A 19,502-nucleotide genomic window follows, 5' to 3' on the forward strand; every position below is an offset into this window, starting at 1 on the left:
CTCACGAGGGGGCGAAAATCAATCGAGTGCAAAGCGGGCGAGGTATTCCGCGGAATTCGCCCCGTTGCGCTCCGGCTGCTCCTGTTTCAACAGCAGACAGTTCTCCAGAACGAGCGCATCCATATTTGTATTGAGAAAGCATTGATAGGCCTCCTCGGGCGTGCAGACGATCGGTTCTCCCCGCACATTGAAACTGGTATTCACCAGCACGGCACAGCCTGTGCGCCGGTCGAACTCCTGCAGCAGCCGGTAATAGCGCGGGTGGTCGACCCCATCGACAGTCTGGATTCGCGCGGAATAGTCGACGTGTGTGACTGCCGGAATGTTTGATCTGGGCTGCAGCAACAGTTCGATCCCGAACAGACCCTGCGATTTTTCGTCAACCGGCAGACGCTGGCGTGCATGCACCGGCGCAACGAGCATCATGTAAGGGCTGTCGTAGCCGGGGGACACATCAAAGAATTCCGGGGCCCGGTCTTTTAAAACCACTGGTGCGAAGGGGCGAAACGATTCGCGGAACTTGATCTTCAGATTCATCACCGATTGCATCGACCGGCTGCGCGGGTCGCCGAGAATACTCCGTGCCCCCAGTGCCCGCGGACCGAACTCCATCCGCCCCTGAAACCAGCCGACAACTTTTTCCTGCACCAACTGATCGACGACGGCATTCAGCAGTTCGTCTTCCTGTTCATAGACCCGATAGACAGCACCGTGCGGGTCGAGCGCAGCACGCACTTCCGCTGTGGTGTAAGCCGGGCCCAGATACGAGCCCTGCTGATGATCTCGCGCGGAACCGCTGCGCTCCTGCCCCAGCAGTTGATAATGGATGAACAGGGCCGTACCGAGTGCACCGCCGGCATCTCCCGCAGCGGGCTGAATCCAGATCTGCTCGAAGGGACCTTCCCGCAGGATGCGTCCATTCGCCACGCAGTTGAGCGCCACACCTCCCGCGAGGCAGAGATTCTTCATCCCGGTTGCGCGCTGCACATGGGCACACATTCTCAGCAGGATCTCTTCCGTGACCACCTGAATCGAAGCGGCCAGATCCATATGAAACTGTTCCAGCTGCGATTCGGGGTCGCGCGGCGGGCGGCCAAACAGCTTGTGAAACTTCGCCGAGGTCATGGTCAGACCCTGGCAGTAATTGAAGTAGCTCATCTCCATGCGGAAGGACCCGTCTTCCCGCAGATTCAACAGCCGCTTCCGGATCAGATCGGCATACTCGGGGCGTCCATAGGGAGCCAGTCCCATCAACTTGTACTCGCCCGAGTTCACCCGGAAGCCGCAATAGTACGTAAACGCGGTGTACAACATCCCCAGAGAATGCGGAAACTTCAGCTGCTGCTGCAGCACAATCCGATTGCCCCGCCCCGCACCGAATGTGGCTGTCGCCCATTCCCCGACCCCATCGACCGTCAGGATGGCTGCTTCCTCAAACGGGGAGGGGAAGAAAGCACTCGCTGCGTGCGACTGGTGATGCTCCGGAAAGATGATTCTGCGACGATAGCCGTGCCCGAGCGACTTCAGCAGATTCCGCCTGAGAAACAGCTTCTCCCGCAGCCAGACCGGCATCGCCTTGGCGAAGGAGCGAAACCCTGCCGGAGCATAAGCGAGATACGTCCCCAGCAGACGATCGAACTTCAGCAGCGGCTTTTCATAGAAGCCGACATAGTCGAGATCACAGACTGAAATGCCGCCCGCCTGCAGGCAGTAATCGACAGCACGTGACGGAAATGCCGCATCGTGCTTTTTTCGCGTGAAGCGTTCTTCCTGAGCCGCGGCCACAATCCGGCCGTCCTGAATCAATGCCGCTGCGGAATCGTGGTAATAGGCCGAGATTCCGAGGATGCTGCTCATGGCAGAAGATTATGCCGCATCCTTCGGCTGCCGTCGACCAAGTGCACCCGCTGCGAACACACTGCCCAGTGACATTCTGCGATTCCAAGATTGGCGACTGGTGACACAGCACACGCGCTCAAACGTTAACTGCACAGTACGGCGAGTCTGCGTGGTATCGTGCTCGATGAGGCGAGATCAATGTTCCGCTGTCACGGACGGATCATCGGGCGCCTCGGCTGCAGAACGAGTCACCTGCGGATAGGCATGCATGACGTTCCGGGTCGCGTAATCGCTGAACACAAACATGAACAGGAAGACCAGCCAGAAGAATCCGCCAAAGGCAAACACCTGGATCAGCGGCATCTCGTCTTTGACGTGCATGAAAATCAGCACGATCAGCACGGCTTTGAACGTCGCAATCGCCAGAGCAATCACCGCCGCCAGCTTCCCCATCGGAATCATCGACACGCCGATCGTCACTCCCACCAGCAGAATCAGGGCGGCGAACACGGCATAGTAGGCTCGCAGATGATGATGCGGATCACCATGAGCGTCGGAATGGGAAGAACTGGAATGCATGGTCGAATCGTGTGACATGGTAAGAGCAATCTGATTTCTGGCTGATCTGTCCTCGCCACGCAGAACCTTGTTTTAACGAATCGAGTTCTACGAGGGCACTGGCAATATGACCTGCTCTAGGTCCGGTCGATCAGGTAGAGCAGGGGGAACAGAAAGACCCAGACAATGTCGACGAAGTGCCAATACAGGCCGGTATTCTCGATGGAAACGTTGTAACCCTGGTGGAACTTGCCCCGCCGGCTCTGCCACCACAGCAGCGCCAGAATGCAGATGCCGATCACCATGTGAATGGCGTGCCAGGAAGTCATGACGAAATAGAACGAATAGAACAGCTGCAGCGCTTCAGGGTTGGCAATCGGGTGCCCATGCAGGTCGGTGGACCCGTGCCATTTGAAATAGGGTCCCGGCACGAGATGGTCGGCCCATTTGTGGTGATACTCGTAGGCCTTGATCAACAGGAACACGAAGGCGAGCCCGATGGTCGCCAGCAGAAACTTCTGCGTGCGGGGGGCGTCGTCATGCTTGCTCCAGTGCACGGCGAGGGCCATCGTCAGACTGCTCGCCAGCAGCACAATGGTATTAATCGTCCCCGGAACGAGATCGAGATGACGGCTGGCCAGGTCCCAGGCTTCCGGATACCAGAAGCGATAGACGGCATAGCCGAGAAACATCGCTCCGAAGAACATGATCTCGGTGACGAGAAACGACCACATTCCGAGTGTCGCAGCGAGCCGTTGCTGCTGCAGATCATCGAACTGGTGTACCAGATGTGGGGAATGTGCGTTGGAAGTCATTCGTGAAAGTTTCACTTTCTCAGGGTGGCTCGTGGGAGCTGCCGGGATCACCCGGTTCCGGTGCACCTGACGTTTCCGGTTGATTCAAACTGGAGTTGACTCTGTCCCCTCTCCGCAGCGGCAGCTTGATGTCTGCCACACTGCGGCCAGGAGCCGAACATTACGAACCGGCGTGCTTCAGATCCTGATGGTGTTCCGGCTCGGATTTGCGTGGCTCGTAGTCATACACTTCGAAATCGACGACCGGCATGGTCGTAAAGTTCTCGGTCACTGGAGGTGATTCGGACTTCCATTCCAATCCGGCCGCATCCCAGGGGTTGTCACCCGCCTTCGGTCCGAACTTGAGCGACCAGAGCAGGTACCCCAGCGGCAGCAGGTATCCAATTCCCAGAATCGAAGCCCCGGCAGTCGACATGACGTTGAGAACCTGGAACTCTTCGGGATAGGCGTGATACCGCCGCGGCATCCCCAGGTATCCCAACAGGAACTGCGGGAAAAAGGTCAGGTTGAATCCGAAGAAAATCAGGATCGCGGAGAAACGTCCCCACGCTTCCGGATACATCCGGCCGGTCATCTTGGGCCACCAGAAGTGAATCCCCCCAAGGTAACCCATCACGGCTCCCCCCACCATAATGTAATGGAAGTGGGCCACCACGAAGTAGGTGTCGTGCACGTGCACGTCGACAGCCAGTGTCGCCAGGAACAGTCCGGTCAGTCCGCCAATGGTGAACAACCCGATAAACCCGAGGGCGTAGAGCATCGGCGTGTTCCAGATCACGTTCCCCTTGTACAGGGTCGCGGTCCAGTTAAACACTTTGATCGACGACGGAACAGCGACCAGCATACTCAGGAACGAGAACACGAACCCGGCGTACATCGACTGACCGCTGACGAACATATGGTGGCCCCAGACCACGAAGCCGAGGGCACCGATCGCCAGACTGGAGTACGCGATAAACTTGTAGCCGAAGATCTTCTTCCGGGAGAAGCAGGCGACCAGTTCGCTGACCACGCCCATGGCCGGCAGCAGCATGATGTACACCGCCGGGTGGGAATAGAACCAGAACAGATGCTGAAACAACAGCGGATCGCCTCCGAGTGCCGGATCAAAAATCCCGACGCGGAAGAAACGCTCGATCCCTACCAGCACGACGGTGATCGCCAGCACCGGAGTCCCGAGAATCACAATCAAACTCGTGGCATAGTTCGCCCAGACGAACAGCGGCAGGCGGAACCAGCTCAACCCGGGAGCCCGCATCGTGTGTGTGGTCACAATGAAGTTCAACGCGGTCAGAATCGACGAGAATCCGACAATGAACACGCCCAGTGCCGCAGCCATCACACTCGTATTCCCGTAGGTACTGGAATACGGGGTGTAGAACGTCCACCCGGTATCCACACCCCCGGTGAGGATCGCCCAGATCGTGAACAGCCCCCCGAGCATGAAAATGTACCAGCTGGCCAGATTCAGCTTGGGGAATGCCAGGTCGCGGGCACCGATCATCATCGGCATCAGGAAGTTGCCCAGCACCGCAGGCACGGCCGGAATCAGGAAGAAGAAGACCATGATCACGCCGTGCAGCGTGAACAGCTTGTTGTAGGTTTCCGGAATGACGAAATCTCCCTTGGGAGTCATCAGTTCCAGACGAAACAACACCGCTGCCGCTCCTCCGAGGAAGAAGAACAGCGTGATGCTGATCAGGTACATAATCGCGATACGTTTATGGTCGCCGGTAAAAAACCAGGACCAGACGTTGTAATCCGCGTTGAGATAATTCCGTTTCACGATCGAATATCTTTGTTTGGCAGCGGCCCGTCGGACCGGGTGAATTATTCTTTGGCGTCCGGCGTCGCGTTGACCGGTGCGTCTGCTTCGGCAGTCTTCAGGGTCTTCATGTAGGCGATCAGCGCGAGCACTTCCGACTCGTTAATCTGTCCCTGGAAGGAAGGCATCAGCGGCTGGAAGCCAGCCACGATGTGCTTCTGCGGATTCAGGATCGAGTCGCGAAGATACTGTTCATTGGCGACAATCGTCTTGCCACCGGCGAGCGGCTCCACGCGGCCATACAGGCCGACGAGAGAGGGGCCGTTGCCGCCTCCCTCAGACTTGTGGCAGGTATTGCAGCGGTACCGCTCAAACAGCTTCTGTCCGGCGACGGCTGGCGGATCGTTGGTCGAACCGGAAAGCCAGCGGGCGTATTCGGTCGGTTCCATCACGGTGACCGTTCCCTTCATCAGGGAGTGATCGGTCCCGCAGTATTCCGCACAGAAGAGGTGGTAGTCTCCCGGCTTGGTCGCCTGGAACCACATTTGTGTGTAATAGCCCGGAAGGACGTCCTGCTTCACGCGGAATGCCGGCACAAAGAAGCTGTGAATCACGTCTTCACTCACCATCCGCAGACGGATCGGCTGACCAGCCGGCACGTGCAGGGAATTGATTTCCGACATGCCACCCGGATGCTGGGCCTTCCACATCCACTGCTTCCCCACGACTTCGATGTCGAGGGTATTCGGCGGGGGGACCTGTTCCTGATAGAAAATCACGGCTCCCCAGGCGAACATCGTCATCGACAGAACGAGCGGGACACTGGCCCACATCAGTTCCATCAGCGTGCTGGTCGACTGGTTGCCACGCTTCGCCTTTGATCCGCGCCGGTAATAGATCCCGAAGCCGAGGATCAACGCGCAGATCAGCAGCGTGAAAAAGATCGTGACTGCAACCTGAAACCCGTAGAGCACGTCCACGTCCTTGGCGAACGTCGATGCCTGCTCAGGAAAGAATTGAAACTGCCGCTTATCCATATGACGCTCCCGCCGCAACCTTCGGCGGCTGTGACGTCAGGCGCTCGCGACGGAGCATCTGATAAACCCCCGTGACCAGTGCCAAGAGGGTCACGACCCCTCCCGTGCGAATGATGTTCAAGATTGCCAGTCCATACTTGCCGCGTGTCGGATCATACATGTAACAAAACAACATCGCCTGATCAGTCAGCGTGCCGACCGTCCCCTTCGACGACTCGACAATTGCCAGCCGCAGGTCGCGCGGTACGAATTCGACACCGAACAGGTACCGCGAAATTTTGCCTTCGGGGGTGCAGATCACAATCCCGGCGGCGTGTGCATACTGCTGAGTCGCCGGATCAAATTTACTTTTGAAGCCGACCGTCTCGCACAATTTGGTAATCGGTTCCTGCTCACCGGTCAGGAAGTGCCAGCCATTTTCGGCCCCTTCCCGTCCATACTGAGCGAGATACTGTTTTCGTTTCTGGTTCGCCAGCGGTGACTTCTCTTCCGGAGAGATACTCACCGTGACAATGTCAAAGTCCTTGCCGACGTCCAGTTTCATCGCCCGCAGGCAACGCACCAGACCGTTCAGTTCCAGGCTGCACAGCATCGGGCACTTGTAATAGACCGGAGTGATGATCACCGGCTTCTTACCGAAATAGTCCGCGAGCCGGACTTTCTCACCGCTGGAATTCTGGAACTCCAGCTCCAGCGGAATCTGTGCACCGAGGTGCTGGTCGAACCCAATCTCGGACGCGGGTGACGCAGGCTGCGCAACTCCCACGCGAGACATCACCAGCACTGCCAGCAGGCAGACGGGGATGACTCCGCCAGGAGTGAACAAACTGCCGCCGCGAGTTCTCATTTCGATTTTCCGTATTGCTCGACGATCTCTTTCATCGCCTGTTCAATCGGGATGTGTGCGATCTTCTGCTTTTCATCAATCCAGCCGTAGCTGGTTAACAACTTCCGCTGTGCCTCTTCATAAGCCTTGCGTTGCTGCTGCTGAAACGGGTCCAGTGGAGCCAACGCCGGTCTTGAAGGAGAGGTCCGAAGTTCGACAGGCTGTTTGTGGGCCAACACTGGTTTCAGCAGTTGCTCAAAACCCCACATCAGGCCGAGCGACACAGTGACCAGGGCTAAAAGTGAAGCGAGCGTGACCACGACCGCTTTTATACTCAATTTACCAGAAGAGGTTCCGCGGAACTCTTCGAGAGCTTCAGGACCGTTCAATGGGCACCTCCCGCCGAATGTGCCGTGCCAGACGCATGACTATGTCCGTGTCCGCCTGCCGGAACCAGAGAGACCGGCAGTGACAGATACTTGCGATTAAAAACCAGAATCCAGCCCGCCCCCAGACCAATCCAGTTGGTCAGCATGAACAGGATCGCCAGTCCCTGCGAGGTATGGCAGGAGGGGAGGATTGTCCAGGCATTGTCGACGAGGCACATCACCATCAGCAGCAGCGCCACGCCTGCCAGAGCACGCGGATTCTTCTTTAGATCGCGCGAGAGGAGCAGGCCGAACGGAATCACAAAGTGGAACAGGAACAGGCCGATGGAAACCATTCCCCCGACAGGTGTCCGTCGCTGCAGGTACCAGTCGACTTCCTGCGGCAGGTCCCCCGACCACATGATCAGGTACTGAGAGAATGCCTGGTAAGTCCACAGCAGGTTGAACGCCATCAGCAGGTTGCCGAGGTCGTGAGTCAGTCGGATCTGATCCGGATTCTGCACCGGCAGTGTCCGGGTCCGGACGATGATGCAGATCGCCATCGCGGTGATACCGTAGCTCATCAGCTGAATGAGCGGGAACAGCGAGGACGACCAGCCGGGCGTCAACGACAGAACCGCGTCGAAGATAAAGAAGCTGGTCGTGATGAAGAACAGCAGCAGCGACGGGGGGGCGATTCCGGCATTGACCGGGGTATTCGGGTCGCCAGCGGTCTGCCGGTAGCGGCGGATCAAGGCAGCTCCGGTCAGTAGCCACAGCGCGCTGAACCCGATAAATCGTCCCAGCAGCAACGGAGTGGAAAAGTAAATCTGCTGATGGTGATTCAGGTCATGATGAGCCTGATCATGCACCGCCCAAGGGAACAGGTGCTTGGAACCGACCGCCACGAGTGCCACTGCCAGCAGACCGAAAAAGGTCGAGCCGACACCGGCGTACAGCTGGCGTCCGATTGCGCGTCCCCAGCGTCCGCCGGAGGTCCGGTGGATCAGGGCAATGCCCAGGCAGCCCAGTGAGGCACCGAGCCAGTACAGGGCAGCCACGAGGTAACCGGCCCAGAAGGCTTCGGGCTTGAGAAACATGCCCAGCAAGCCGACTCCTGCCGCTGCGAGAGCGACAATGGTCAGGGGACCGGTCGCCGGCACCAGGGGGCTTGTGTCAGATTGTGAGCGAAGTTCAGTCATTCACTTAGTTTGATTAAGAGTCGATGTTTCGGGGAAACACCTGGTCTAGTGTGATTTCTCTTCTGCGGGCGCCGTCGTCGTCGCCTGAGCCGGTAGAGCCTCGAGATGGCTGTTCTGACTCAACTGCAACGCACGGACGTAGGCAACAATCGCCCAACGGTCTTCCAGGCTGATTCGTTTGCCGAGGGCCGGCATCCGTCCGAAGCCTTCTGTGATCGACTGGAAAATCTTCCCATCAGACAGCGACCGCACGCGCTCGCTGTGATAGCTGGGAGGAGCAGGGAAGCCTCGCTGAACCACCATGCCATCGCCATTTCCGGCCGGACCGTGGCAGTGCTGGCAGAAAATTCCGTAACGACTCTGGCCCCGCTTGATCAGCTCTTCGGTGACCGGAGCAGGGATCTTGGTGACGAGCTCGTTCCCGTCTTTTCCCGTGGTGAACGCATTGACTTCGATATTCCGTCCTCGAGCAATCGTTCCCGGCACCGGTTCGCGTGTCTCAGGGATTTCCTGAAAAACGGGATTCGGCTCCATCACGTCGACGCGAGGCTGATTCGCCATCTCCTGCACGCAGCCGAGACACATCAGGGACATTCCCAGAATGGCCGGCAACTGCAAGCGGCGGAACGTGCTCTTCAGCACTGGGACACTCACGCGTTCGACTCCCGATTTCACGCGGCCACTGGAATCATTCAGACATCGGAACATGAATCACTTCCTTTGCCTGAAGGTCACGAAGGAGAGCGGCTGTCGCCTCTTCATCGTACAGCGGATCGATCGCCTGGATGCCGAGGAAATAGCCGTCGGTACTTGCACGTTCAAACTGGGGAATCGCAAACAACGGATGGTGCGGCCGGGGCAGGCCGTTGAGAGCCAGCATTCCGAGCACCGCCGACAGTGCGGCGACGAGAATGGTCAACTCGAAGGTTACCGGAATAAAGGCCGGCCAGCTGTGGTTCGGGCGTCCGCCAATGTTCAGCGGATATTCGTGAACCGACAGCCAGTACTGCATGAAATACCCCCCGGCACAGCCGAGGATCCCGCCAATCAGCACCACCAGCGGCAGTCCCGAGCGGCGAAAATTCAACGCGTTCGACAGTTCCTCAATCGGGAACGACGTATAGGCTTCGACCTTCACGTAACCCTTTTCGGTCACGGTGCGGGCGGCATGGATCAGCGACTCGCTGTCGTTGAACTCTGCCAGAAGCCCGTATGTTTTGGGTGATTCTTTTGCTGCTGTCATTGTTCTGCCTCATGGACCAGTTCCCGCATCTCGAAGATCGAGATCATCGGCAGCACCCGGATAAACACAAACAGCAGGGTTCCAAACAGGCCCATCGTGCCGATGTAGGTCGACCAGTCCCAGAACGTCGGGTAGTACATCCCCCACGACGACGGGAGGAAGTCGCGATGCAGACTGGTGATGATGATCACGAACCGTTCCAGCCACATCCCGATGTTGATGATGATTGCAATCACAAACAAGGCGTAAGGATTGGTGCGAACCTTGCCCCACCACAGCAGCTGCGGAATCGCAATGTTGCAGATCATCAGCGACCAGTAAGACCAGGCGTACGGACCGAACATCCGGTTGGTAATCATGAACTCTTCGAAGCTGTGAGCGCTGTACCACGCCACAAAGTGCTCCATCAGGTAGCCGTAAGCCACGATAAGGCCGGCGGCCAGCATCACCTTCGACATGTTGTCGAGATGCCGATCCGTAATGAACGCGTGCAGGCGATAGACGTAACGCAGCGGAATCGCGAGCGTCAGCACCATCGCAAAGCCGGAGTACACCGCACCGGCCACGAAGTACGGCGGAAAGATCGTCGCGTGCCAGCCGGGCAGCTGACCGACGGCAAAGTCAAAACTCACGATCGTATGCACCGACAGCACCAGCGGCGTGGCCAGTCCGGCCAACAACAGGTAGGCATCCTGATAGCGCTTCCAGTGACGGGAAGAACCGCGCCAGCCCATGGCCAATGCGCCGTAAATGTACTGGGGGATCTTGCTCTTTGCCCGGTCACGCAGAGTCGCGAGGTCGGGAATCAGACCGATATACCAGAACATCGCGGAGACGCTGGCGTAGGTAGAAACCGCGAAACAGTCCCAGACCAGCGGGCTGCGGAACTGCGGCCAGGTTCCCATGGTGCTCGGATAGGGGAACAGCCAGTAGGCATATTCCGGACGACCAATGTGCAGCAGCGGATAGATCCCCGCACAGGCGACGGCGAACAGGGTCATCGCTTCGGCGAAGCGGTTGATCGAGGTCCGCCACTCCTGCCGGAACAGCAGCAGGATCGCGGAAATCAGGGTTCCCGCGTGGCCGATGCCGATCCACCACACAAAGTTGACGATAGCGAAGCCCCAGCCGACGGGAACGTTAATCCCCCAGATGCCAAGACCTTCCACGAACAGGTATGTGATGCTCACGAGGAGCAGCATCACCAGTGAAAACGACAGCATCAGCCCCAGGACCCAGCCGCGATGAACACCCTCTTTCAGGACGATCGCGCTGATCTGGTCGGAAACGGAACGGATCGATGACGGTTCCGGAGCGTGCGTCGGATGGGTTTCAGTCGTCATCCATGCTCCTTGGCCGTCGCGACCGGGACGAGTTTGGGATTAGGATTCTTCACAGCAGCCAAATATGTCGTCCGGGGACGGGTATTCAGTTCTTCCAGCAAACCGTAGTTCAGCGGGTCCGCCTTACGGGCAGCCACTTCACTTGTCTTGTCGGCCACGTTACCGAAGACGATCGCCTGACTGGGGCAGGCTGCCTGGCAGGCAGTGACGACCTCGCCATCGCGAATCTCGCGGTCTTCAATCTTCGCGTTGATGCGAACGCTATTAATCCGCTGCACGCAGTATGTGCACTTTTCCATCACGCCGCGGCTGCGGACAGTGACATTCGGATTCTGCAGCAGTTGCAGCACCGGCTCTTCCTTCGTTTCCGTGCGGAAGTCGAGGAAGTTGAACCGTCGCACCTTGTACGGGCAGTTGTTCGAGCAGTAGCGGGTCCCGATGCAGCGGTTGTAGGTCATCTCGTTGAGACCGGAATCGCTGTGCGTCGTCGCACCGACCGGACAGACCGGCTCGCACGGTGCGTGTTCGCAGTGCATGCAGGTGACCGGCTGATGATAAATCTCCGGCGACTCCGGTTCGCCCGCAAAGTAGCTGTCGATTCGCAGCCACTGCATTTCCCGGCCGCGGCGGATCTGATCGGCACCGACCACCGGGATGTTGTTTTCGGACTGACAGGCGACCACACAGGCATTGCAGCCGGTGCAGGCTCCCAGATTGATTGACATTCCCCACTGCGGGCCAATTTCCGGACGGTCTGGATACAGCGTCGGGTAATTGCCTTCTTTGTCTTTGGGCGGGAAGTGACCGTGCCCGACATGCATGAATTCAGGATGCTCGGGATCTGCCTGCAACTGCTGGAGTGAGCCAACCCGCACGAGGTCGCGCCCTTCCATCAGATGGTGATCCTGAGTCGTTGCGAGCACCGTCTTACGACCGGTGGACTCCACTTCCGCGAAACTCTGCCACCAGTTGGCGACCGTACGGAGCGGATTCACGTTCACACCGACCACGTCGGCTTCCGCGATCTGCCGACCGTGTCCAGTGGACAGGGTCAGGACGCCATCCGGCTGGCCGGGCTGAATCCAGACAGGGAGTTCGACGGTGATGTCGGCCCGCTTGATGGCGATGTGCGAGCCGTTTTTCAGATTCAGTTTCGCCGCGGAGGCCGGGCTGATCCAGGCGGTATTTCCCCAGGTCAACTTCGAAATCGGGCGAGGGAGCTCCTGCAGCCAGAAATTGGTTGAGAACCGTCCATCCAGCAAGTTCACGTCGTTCCGGAAGACGAGAGTGAACAGTTCTCCGCTGGAGGTTTCCTTGATCCAGTTCCGGGCGATGACTTCGGCCGCGTTCCCCGCCAGCGTGACATTGACCGGCTTGCTCGCGGTGTCGGCAATCACACCGTCCTGCAGCGACTTTTTCCACTTTGCTTCGGCATCGGCGCCAAACTGTTCCCGCCAGTATTTCTCAACGGTATCACGCCCCGAGGAATCCACATTGCCCACGAGCAGATTCAACAGCTCGTGCAGGGAGCGGCCGTCATACAACGGCGCGATCAGCGGCTGAATGATCGTGACGGTGCCGTCTTCGCCTCGGACGTCACTCCACTCTTCCAGCTCATGTGTGGCCGGCAGATGCCATTCACAGACAGCCGCAGTCTCGTCCACGTAATGTCCATAATGGACAGTGAACGGCACCTTCAGGATCTTCTCGGCCAGATTCAGTTCTGCCGGTGCCGTGTAGACGGCATCAAAGCCGAGAACGAGAAGGGTTTCCACCTGACCATCGTCGATGGCTTTGGCCAGTTCCACAATCGTGCCGGGCTTGGCATTCGGAACCGCGTCAATTGGCTCGTGGAACGTGACGGACTGACCGACATTGCCCAACTCTGAATTCAGAGTGTGGACCAACGCCTGAACCGCTGCCGGCAAGGCTGGGCCAGGAATGATCACGGACCGTCCGCGGGCGGCCTTCAGATCTTCCGCCAGCACCTTGATCCAATGCGAGGTCGCTTCGCTGGGCTGATCTGCGGCGGCAACAGAGATCGCCTCGACATTCAGACCAATCTCTTTCGCGAGGGCGACAATCGCGCCGCTGAGCTGTCCGGGAGTCAGTCGCAGCCAGTGATCGGCACTCGCTCCGGTGATCGAGGGGGTCGTCTCGGCGACATAGAGCCGCGTCATTTTCGCGGCGTCCCCCTTCAGATATCGGCGACGTGCGGCGAATTCGCGTGCGAGACGAACGCGCGAGACCCCTTCACCCAGGAAATCAGCATCCAGGGAGAAAATAATATCGGCGTCGGCCAGCTTGTAGTGGGGGGTCGCTTTGGTATTGAACGCCAGTTCGACACCGCGCGGAGCTTCGGTCGAAAGGCTGGGGTCATACTGATACCAGCGAGCTTGCGGATACAGGTCGAGGAAGGCCCGTAACTGGCTCTGCAGCGTCGGAGAGATGATCCCCTGCGTCAGCACATGCAGGCCGCTGCCTCCTTGTGCCCGCTGTTCGTCCAGGTGAGGCTGCAGAGAGGCCGTGAAGTCAGGCCAGTTGCTGAGCCGGTCACCGGTGCGGACCACGCGGGAGCGATGCGGATCGTACAGGTTCAGGACGTGCGCCTGAGCATAGGTATCGGTGGAACCGAGGCTCGCGGGATGCAGTGCATTCCCTTCGATCTTGGTTGGCCGACCTTCGTGGCTCTGCGCCAGAATCCCGATCGCCCCGCCCGGCTGTGCCATCGCGGAGGCGAAAAACAGGGTCTGACCAGGAACGAAATCTTCCGGAGTCTGAACGTAAGGAACAATCTCTTCCTTGGGCTGCCGCACGCAGCCGGTCAGACCGGCCAGCGCGAACGACGCCGACATCCGCTTCAGAAAGGCACGGCGAGACGGCTGGTCGATCCACCATTCCGCGCCCGGAGCAAACTCTTGCCGCACTCTCGACAGAAACTGGGGATCGCCTTCCCAGTCGGCGAGCGACCTCCAGAAGCGAGGTTCGCTCCGTGGAGTTTCCGGCTGTTGACCGTTGTCCGACACCATGAATTCCCGTGACGATTGAATGTTCAAGACCTTGCGACTGTCATCGGACTGCCACTCGGCAGCCGTTCGCTTCCTACTGACTGACTTCTCTGTTACCGATGGCAGACCGAGCAATTGGTCTGACTGGTGATGTGATGCTTGTCGACCAGTTCGGACGGCTTCGGAGTTGCTGAATCCGGCTTCCAGCCAAAGGCCAGAACATCGGTTTTCGGCCGAACAAATTTCTCAGGCTCGCGGTGGCAATCCAGACACCAGGTCATATGGAGCGTCTTTTCTCGCCACATCAACGGCATCTTGTCCACGCGGCCATGGCACGTTTCACAGGCAATGCCCTTACTCACGTGAATGCCGTGATGGAAGTACACATAATCCGGCAGGTCGTTGACCCGGGTCCACTCCACCGGCTTGTTGTCACGCACGCTGGCCCGGATCGGCTCCAGCATCGGCGCGGTGGCCCACAGCTGGGAGTGACAGTCCATGCACACCTGCGACGCCGGAATGCCGGCAAACGCATCCGTTTCAACAGATCTGTGGCAGTAACGGCAGTCGATTCCAACGTCACCGACGTGGTGCTGGTGACTGAACGGGACCGGCTGGGAGCGGACCACGCCGGCTTCTGTCAAGTATGGAGAACGCGCAACTGCTGCGACGACACCCCCGAGCGCGAGCACAAGGAAAAGCGCGCCAAAGATGCTCACGCGAGCGAACGTGTTCATGCTCGGGTGAAAGACCTGGGGCATAGGCTCCGCTTCTTGTCAGTGTCGGGCTGAGCCCGAACTCTCCCTGGAAAACCGAACAGCGACGGGCCGACCGGTGGCATCGTCGCCTCACATCGCTAGAGAATAGGAGAAGTCGTTTAGAGTGAAAGTCGCCCTTGAATCTTTTCAGAGTCTGGCAACGCAATTTCTGTTTGTGAGACTGATCGAGGCTGATATGACCCTCGCACCCCCAACAAACCAGCCCGCATTGATACGTTACCCCGAACCACCATTTCGGACCGGGCTGTGGGCTCGACGTGACCCGGAATGAGAGGACGTAGCCAGCACGTCAAACGAGACTCCGGCCAGTGAATTCACTCGCCAACCTCCGAACAATCGGGGCTTAGCCACTCGCCGCATCGTTACGGCAACTCTTGCCTTCAGGCGACACGAATTCATTCAAATCGGTCGAGACTGAGTTTCAACAACGAGCCCCCGGAAGAACATCAGCCTGCACCGATACGAAAGCTGAGAAATTTCCCTCGGCCCCCTGGGCCATCTTGCAATCTTCCCACCGATCTGAAAGGTCGGCTTCCAGACGCGCTTCCCAGTCCGGTCACGGAACCCCCTATCAACCGGTCGAGACCGGGAGCAGCCAACGGACTGAATGCCACTGCCAGAGGGAATCACCCCCGAGTGACTTCCGGCAGTGAACAACCTGCAATTCGGTCCACGGTCGCCGTGAAAAACTGACTCGTGATCACAACGTGCAGGAACGTCACAATTCCTCCAGCGACTGCGGCACTGCCGGCGACCTCCGCCCCGGAGGCATAGGAGACCAACTCAAAAAGCACGCCTCCGAGCGTAAACGCTGTGCGAAACATGGAGACAACTCCTTCTGTCGGCTCACATCGCTGATCGGCGAGCGCAATCGCGACTCAGAGCCTGATCGGATTTCAAAGCAGGACCGTTACAGCCAGCAGCAACGAGTGTGCCGCGCGTCCGGCGGGTCAACAAGCAAAAAACGGGCGGTCGTCTCGAACTTCTCCAAAGGGCCGCCAGCCAAGCGGCCCGCTGACTCCCTCCACGGGCGGCGGGAAATGACCGCAAGCGTTGATCCGGGGAACGTTTGCGCCCACAAGGGCAACGGCAGATTGAATGCAGACTTCCGCCGCCGAATCGAAGGCGTTACCTCTCCGGGATGAAAAGATTCCGGACGTACTGCACCCCCCGAGCAAGGTCAGCGGCCTGATCGCGACCGGCGGTCCGGTTGACGTTCAGCCAGCCCGAATATTCCATCTCGTCGAGCAGCGCAGCGACCTCATCCCAGTCAATCTCTCCGCGACCGATCGGGACTTCTCGCCCGGGCCCATCCATCTCGCGGATGGCATCCCGCATTTCCAGATGTCCTAAATGGCTGTGCAGCGCACGCAGCTCCTGAATGGGCTGTTGCCGATTGATCACCCAGCCTGCCAGATCCCCGTCGACCTGCACCGCGCCTGTCTTCACCCCGTCAATGAGTGCCATCAGGTTCGTGGCGGCATCTCCGGCCGGAATCAGGCAGGGAATCACGCCGACCCGGTTTCCGTGCCCCGCGAGGTCCGAAATCAGCGACACCAGCAATTCCCAGTCAGCAACCTCTTCCTGAGCCGGAAGCCGACCGATCCGCAGGGTGAGCAGCCGGATCTTCAGTTGAGCGGCCAGGTCCATCGCAGAACGGACAGCGGCCAGCCGCTCATCCAGATGCTCGGGCCAGTGCAGGGGGCTCCGCAGCGGAAAGTGAGCGGACGCGGCCTGTAAACCCAGTTCCTTCAGGGAATGCAGCAACTGCCTGCGGGCGGTTTCGCCGTACTCTCGACGCGAAATCTCGTGACGAACATCCAACTGCACGCCGTCCGCCCCGAAGTCCCTCGCGGTCTGCAGCGCCTGGCGAATGGGGAGTTGCAATGCAGCTGTCGTCATCGACACTTTGGCACGCAGCATGGGACGCTTCCTGTCAGTTGGGGCAACACTCGAAACCGTTTCTTTCCGGCCATCACCTGGGAATCGGGATTCCTTCCCGGTCCCAAGCCACTTCGGCATGAGACGTGGTCCGGAAACCGTTGGTCCGGCAAACAGCTTCGACCGCATCATATCCATCGCGTGCCGTTGCAACAGCGAATTCGAATCGCAATCCGGGGAACCGTAACGACAGGCGAAAATGCCTGCCGGAGATCCTGATCTCACCGTGGAACCGCACGTCGATTGCCGTTACGCTCATGTCCCTGACTACTCGACTCATCGCATCTCTTGGTTTTCCCGGACATGACTCACCCTCTGCGCGTCGGACTGATCGGATTTGGAACTGTTGGCGGAGGAGTCGCCAGAATCCTGACGGACAACGCCGACCGGACAACATTACGAGCGGGTCGACCGATCGAGATTCGTCGCATCGCCGTCCGTGATCTCAAAAAAGCCCGCGACCTGACGGTCCCCGGCGTCCAGTTGACGACCGATGCCCTGTCTGTGGCCCAGGCGGACGACGTCGACGTCGTTGTCGAACTGATCGGCGGAATTCAGCCCGCGCAAGAACTGGTGACTGCGGCTCTGCAGGCCGGAAAAGACGTCGTCACCGCGAACAAGGCTCTGCTCTGCCAGCAGGGAGAAACGTTGTTCGCAGACGCGCACCGACTGCAGCGATCGATTTCGTTTGAAGCGGCGGTGGCGGGGGGCTGCCCGATAATTGCCGCCATTGGACAGACAATGACCGGGAATCAGATCACATCGCTCGAGGCGATCGTGAACGGCACCAGCAATTTCATCCTGACCCGCATGTTCCATCAAAACGCCTCCTATGAGAGTGCGGTGCAGGAAGCGCAGGCCTGCGGCTATGCAGAAGCGGACCCCTCGATGGACGTCAAAGGGACCGACGCAGCGCAAAAATTGGGACTGCTCGCTCAACTGGCCTTCCGACGACGGGTCACTCCGGACGAATTCCCCGTGCAGGGGATCGATGAACTCAGCCTGATGGATCTCCACTTCGCCGATGAACTCGGCTACGCCATCAAGCTGCTGGCGACCGCGAAGCTGGTCAACGGCCATCTGGAGATGCACACGCAGCCCACGTTGATCCGCCATCAACGTCCGCTCGCACAGGTCGACGGCCCCTACAACATGATCGAACTGACCGGCGATGCGGTGGGCAAGGCGTGGTTCTCCGCCATGGGTGCCGGGCAGATGGCCACCGCATCCGCTGTGGTCGCCGACCTGGTCGATGTTGCCGCCGGACGGGCCCGCATCAACTTTGAACGACTCGGACTCTGGAATACAAGCGATGCCTTTCCGCTGCAGCAGGCGGAGAAGATTGAACGGCGGTACTACTTCCGCTTTCTCGTGGAAGACCGGCCGCATGTCATCGCCGACATCGCCGACGTGCTGGGACGTAACGAGATCAGCCTCGCTTCCGTTATCCAGAAGGAAGCCAATGAGCCCGACACCACGAACGAATATCCGATTGTCCCGCTCGTATTCATGACACACCGCACACGGGAAGGGCATGTCCGGGCTGCCACCGCGGAATTGAACAAGCTTTCGGCCGTCCGGCAGCCGTGGCTCTGTCTCCCGGTGAGTGACTGATCCGTTCCCACTTCGGGCCAATCCCGGAATTCAGCAAGGAGGATGTGGTGACGGCTCCTGAAACTTCTCCGCAGCACCTGAGGCTGCACGCGGAACAACAGTTTGCAGAGGAACTCGCCGCGCTGCGGCGGGTCGACACGCGACAACGGCCTCCTGGCTGGCAGCTCTCTCCGTGGGGAGTCAAAACGTATCTGCTGGGGGGCAAACTCGACGACGGCAGTGAAATCTCGCCAAAATACATCGGTCACGCCCGGCTGATGGAAATCGCCATCGCGACGCTGGCGACCGATCGCGCGCTCCTGCTGTATGGAATCCCCGGAACCGCCAAGACCTGGGTGAGTGAGCATCTCGCCGCAGCCATCAGCGGGACTTCCACGCTGTTGATTCAGGGAACTGCGGGAACCGATGAATCGGCGCTCCGCTACGGCTGGAATTATGCCCGGCTGATCGCGGAAGGCCCCTCCGAGAAGGCATTGGTCGAGAGCCCGATGCTGAACGGGCTGCGGACCGGCCGCATCGTTCGGGTGGAAGAACTGACCCGCATCCCGACAGAGGTTCAGGATACCCTCATCACCATCCTGTCGGAAAAGACGCTCCCCATTCCGGAACTCAATACGGAAGTGCAGGCGGTTAAAGGCTTCAACGTCATCGCCACCGCCAACAATCGGGATAAAGGGGTCAATGAACTCTCCAGCGCACTGATGCGACGCTTCAATACAGTCGTGCTGCCGCTCCCCGATTCACTCGAAAGTGAAGTCCAGATTGTCCAGCAGGGGGCCGAGCGTCTGGGGCGGGCATTGGAGCTCCCTGCCGAAAAGCCGGCTCTCGAAGAGATCCAGCGGGTCGTGACAATTTTCCGCGAACTGCGCGAGGGACTGACCGTCGATGGCCGCACCAAGCTCAAATCACCGACCGGAACACTCTCCACAGCCGAAGCCATTTCTGTCGTCTCCAGCGGCATGTCGATGGCTGCGTACTATGGAGATGGAGTCCTGAAAGCGGGCGACCTGATTTCCGCCCTGACAGGTGCCATCATCAAAGATCCCGTGCAGGATCAACTCGTCTGGCAGGAGTATCTGCAGACCGTGGTGAAGGAACGGGACGGCTGGAAAGACCTGTACCGCGCCGGCAGAGACCAGCTCGGTTGAGGACCACCGCATTCCC

Annotated in this window: 17 protein-coding genes; 2 read left to right on the forward strand and 15 right to left on the reverse strand. The window is 59.0% G+C overall.

Annotated features, from left to right (window positions below; translation table 11 throughout):
- Window positions 1-18: 18 nt before the first annotated feature.
- The 15 genes from SH664x_RS12555 to SH664x_RS12625 form a co-directional block, all read right to left on the reverse strand.
- Window positions 19-1,857 carry a carbamoyltransferase family protein gene (locus SH664x_RS12555; protein ID WP_437201400.1) on the reverse strand — a complete coding sequence of 613 codons (1,839 nt, stop codon included), beginning with the start codon at window positions 1,855-1,857 and terminating at the stop codon, window positions 19-21.
- A 177-nt stretch (window positions 1,858-2,034) separates the two neighbouring features.
- The gene (locus SH664x_RS12560) at window positions 2,035-2,418 is read right to left on the reverse strand and encodes a cytochrome C oxidase subunit IV family protein (protein ID WP_437201402.1); all 384 of its coding nucleotides are present in this window, start codon (window positions 2,416-2,418) and stop codon (window positions 2,035-2,037) included.
- A 116-nt stretch (window positions 2,419-2,534) separates the two neighbouring features.
- Window positions 2,535-3,212, reverse strand: coding sequence for a cytochrome c oxidase subunit 3 family protein (locus SH664x_RS12565; RefSeq protein WP_437201403.1), 678 nt, complete (start codon window positions 3,210-3,212; stop codon window positions 2,535-2,537).
- A gap of 160 nt (window positions 3,213-3,372) precedes the next feature.
- A complete protein-coding gene (gene ctaD, locus SH664x_RS12570) occupies window positions 3,373-4,998 on the reverse strand; it encodes a cytochrome c oxidase subunit I (RefSeq protein ID WP_437201405.1) in 1,626 nt (541 codons plus the stop codon).
- Between the two features lie 44 nt (window positions 4,999-5,042).
- A complete protein-coding gene (gene coxB, locus SH664x_RS12575; protein ID WP_437201407.1) occupies window positions 5,043-6,014 on the reverse strand; it encodes a cytochrome c oxidase subunit II in 972 nt (323 codons plus the stop codon).
- A complete protein-coding gene (locus tag SH664x_RS12580) occupies window positions 6,007-6,861 on the reverse strand; it encodes an SCO family protein (protein WP_437201409.1) in 855 nt (284 codons plus the stop codon). The genes coxB and SH664x_RS12580 overlap by 8 nt, the downstream gene beginning before the upstream one ends.
- Window positions 6,858-7,229 carry a hypothetical protein gene (locus SH664x_RS12585; protein ID WP_437201411.1) on the reverse strand — a complete coding sequence of 124 codons (372 nt, stop codon included), beginning with the start codon at window positions 7,227-7,229 and terminating at the stop codon, window positions 6,858-6,860. Before SH664x_RS12585 ends, SH664x_RS12580 begins: the two co-directional genes overlap by 4 nt.
- Entirely contained in the window at window positions 7,226-8,410 is a 1,185-nt protein-coding gene (locus SH664x_RS12590; protein WP_437201413.1) for a hypothetical protein, read from the reverse strand. The genes SH664x_RS12585 and SH664x_RS12590 overlap by 4 nt, the downstream gene beginning before the upstream one ends.
- Window positions 8,411-8,455: 45 nt before the next feature.
- Complete coding sequence (locus SH664x_RS12595) at window positions 8,456-9,118, reverse strand: c-type cytochrome (RefSeq protein ID WP_437201415.1); 663 nt, start codon at window positions 9,116-9,118, stop codon at window positions 8,456-8,458.
- Window positions 9,099-9,653, reverse strand: a complete 555-nt coding sequence (locus tag SH664x_RS12600) for a DUF3341 domain-containing protein (protein WP_437201416.1) — start codon at window positions 9,651-9,653, stop codon at window positions 9,099-9,101. Before SH664x_RS12600 ends, SH664x_RS12595 begins: the two co-directional genes overlap by 20 nt.
- Complete coding sequence (gene nrfD, locus SH664x_RS12605) at window positions 9,650-10,996, reverse strand: NrfD/PsrC family molybdoenzyme membrane anchor subunit (protein WP_437201418.1); 1,347 nt, start codon at window positions 10,994-10,996, stop codon at window positions 9,650-9,652. Before nrfD ends, SH664x_RS12600 begins: the two co-directional genes overlap by 4 nt.
- Window positions 10,993-14,025: a TAT-variant-translocated molybdopterin oxidoreductase gene (locus tag SH664x_RS12610; RefSeq protein WP_437201420.1), complete on the reverse strand. Its 3,033-nt coding sequence runs from the start codon at window positions 14,023-14,025 to the stop codon at window positions 10,993-10,995. The genes nrfD and SH664x_RS12610 overlap by 4 nt, the downstream gene beginning before the upstream one ends.
- 92 nt (window positions 14,026-14,117) lie before the next feature.
- The gene (locus tag SH664x_RS12615) at window positions 14,118-14,765 is read right to left on the reverse strand and encodes a cytochrome c3 family protein (protein WP_437201422.1); all 648 of its coding nucleotides are present in this window, start codon (window positions 14,763-14,765) and stop codon (window positions 14,118-14,120) included.
- Window positions 14,766-15,409: 644 nt separating this feature from the next.
- A complete protein-coding gene (locus SH664x_RS12620) occupies window positions 15,410-15,607 on the reverse strand; it encodes a hypothetical protein (RefSeq protein ID WP_437201423.1) in 198 nt (65 codons plus the stop codon).
- Between the two features lie 304 nt (window positions 15,608-15,911).
- Entirely contained in the window at window positions 15,912-16,706 is a 795-nt protein-coding gene (locus tag SH664x_RS12625) for a sugar phosphate isomerase/epimerase family protein (protein ID WP_437201425.1), read from the reverse strand.
- Between the two features lie 321 nt (window positions 16,707-17,027).
- Here SH664x_RS12625 and SH664x_RS12630 point away from each other — a divergent pair, with 321 nt between their 5' ends.
- The gene (locus SH664x_RS12630; protein WP_437201426.1) at window positions 17,028-18,338 is read left to right on the forward strand and encodes a homoserine dehydrogenase; all 1,311 of its coding nucleotides are present in this window, start codon (window positions 17,028-17,030) and stop codon (window positions 18,336-18,338) included.
- Window positions 18,339-18,385: 47 nt separating this feature from the next.
- Window positions 18,386-19,486: an ATP-binding protein gene (locus tag SH664x_RS12635; protein ID WP_437201428.1), complete on the forward strand. Its 1,101-nt coding sequence runs from the start codon at window positions 18,386-18,388 to the stop codon at window positions 19,484-19,486.
- Window positions 19,487-19,502: the final 16 nt, after the last annotated feature.

Source organism: Planctomicrobium aquicomposti, from assembly GCF_051466325.1.
Classification (GTDB): domain Bacteria; phylum Planctomycetota; class Planctomycetia; order Planctomycetales; family Planctomycetaceae; genus Planctomicrobium.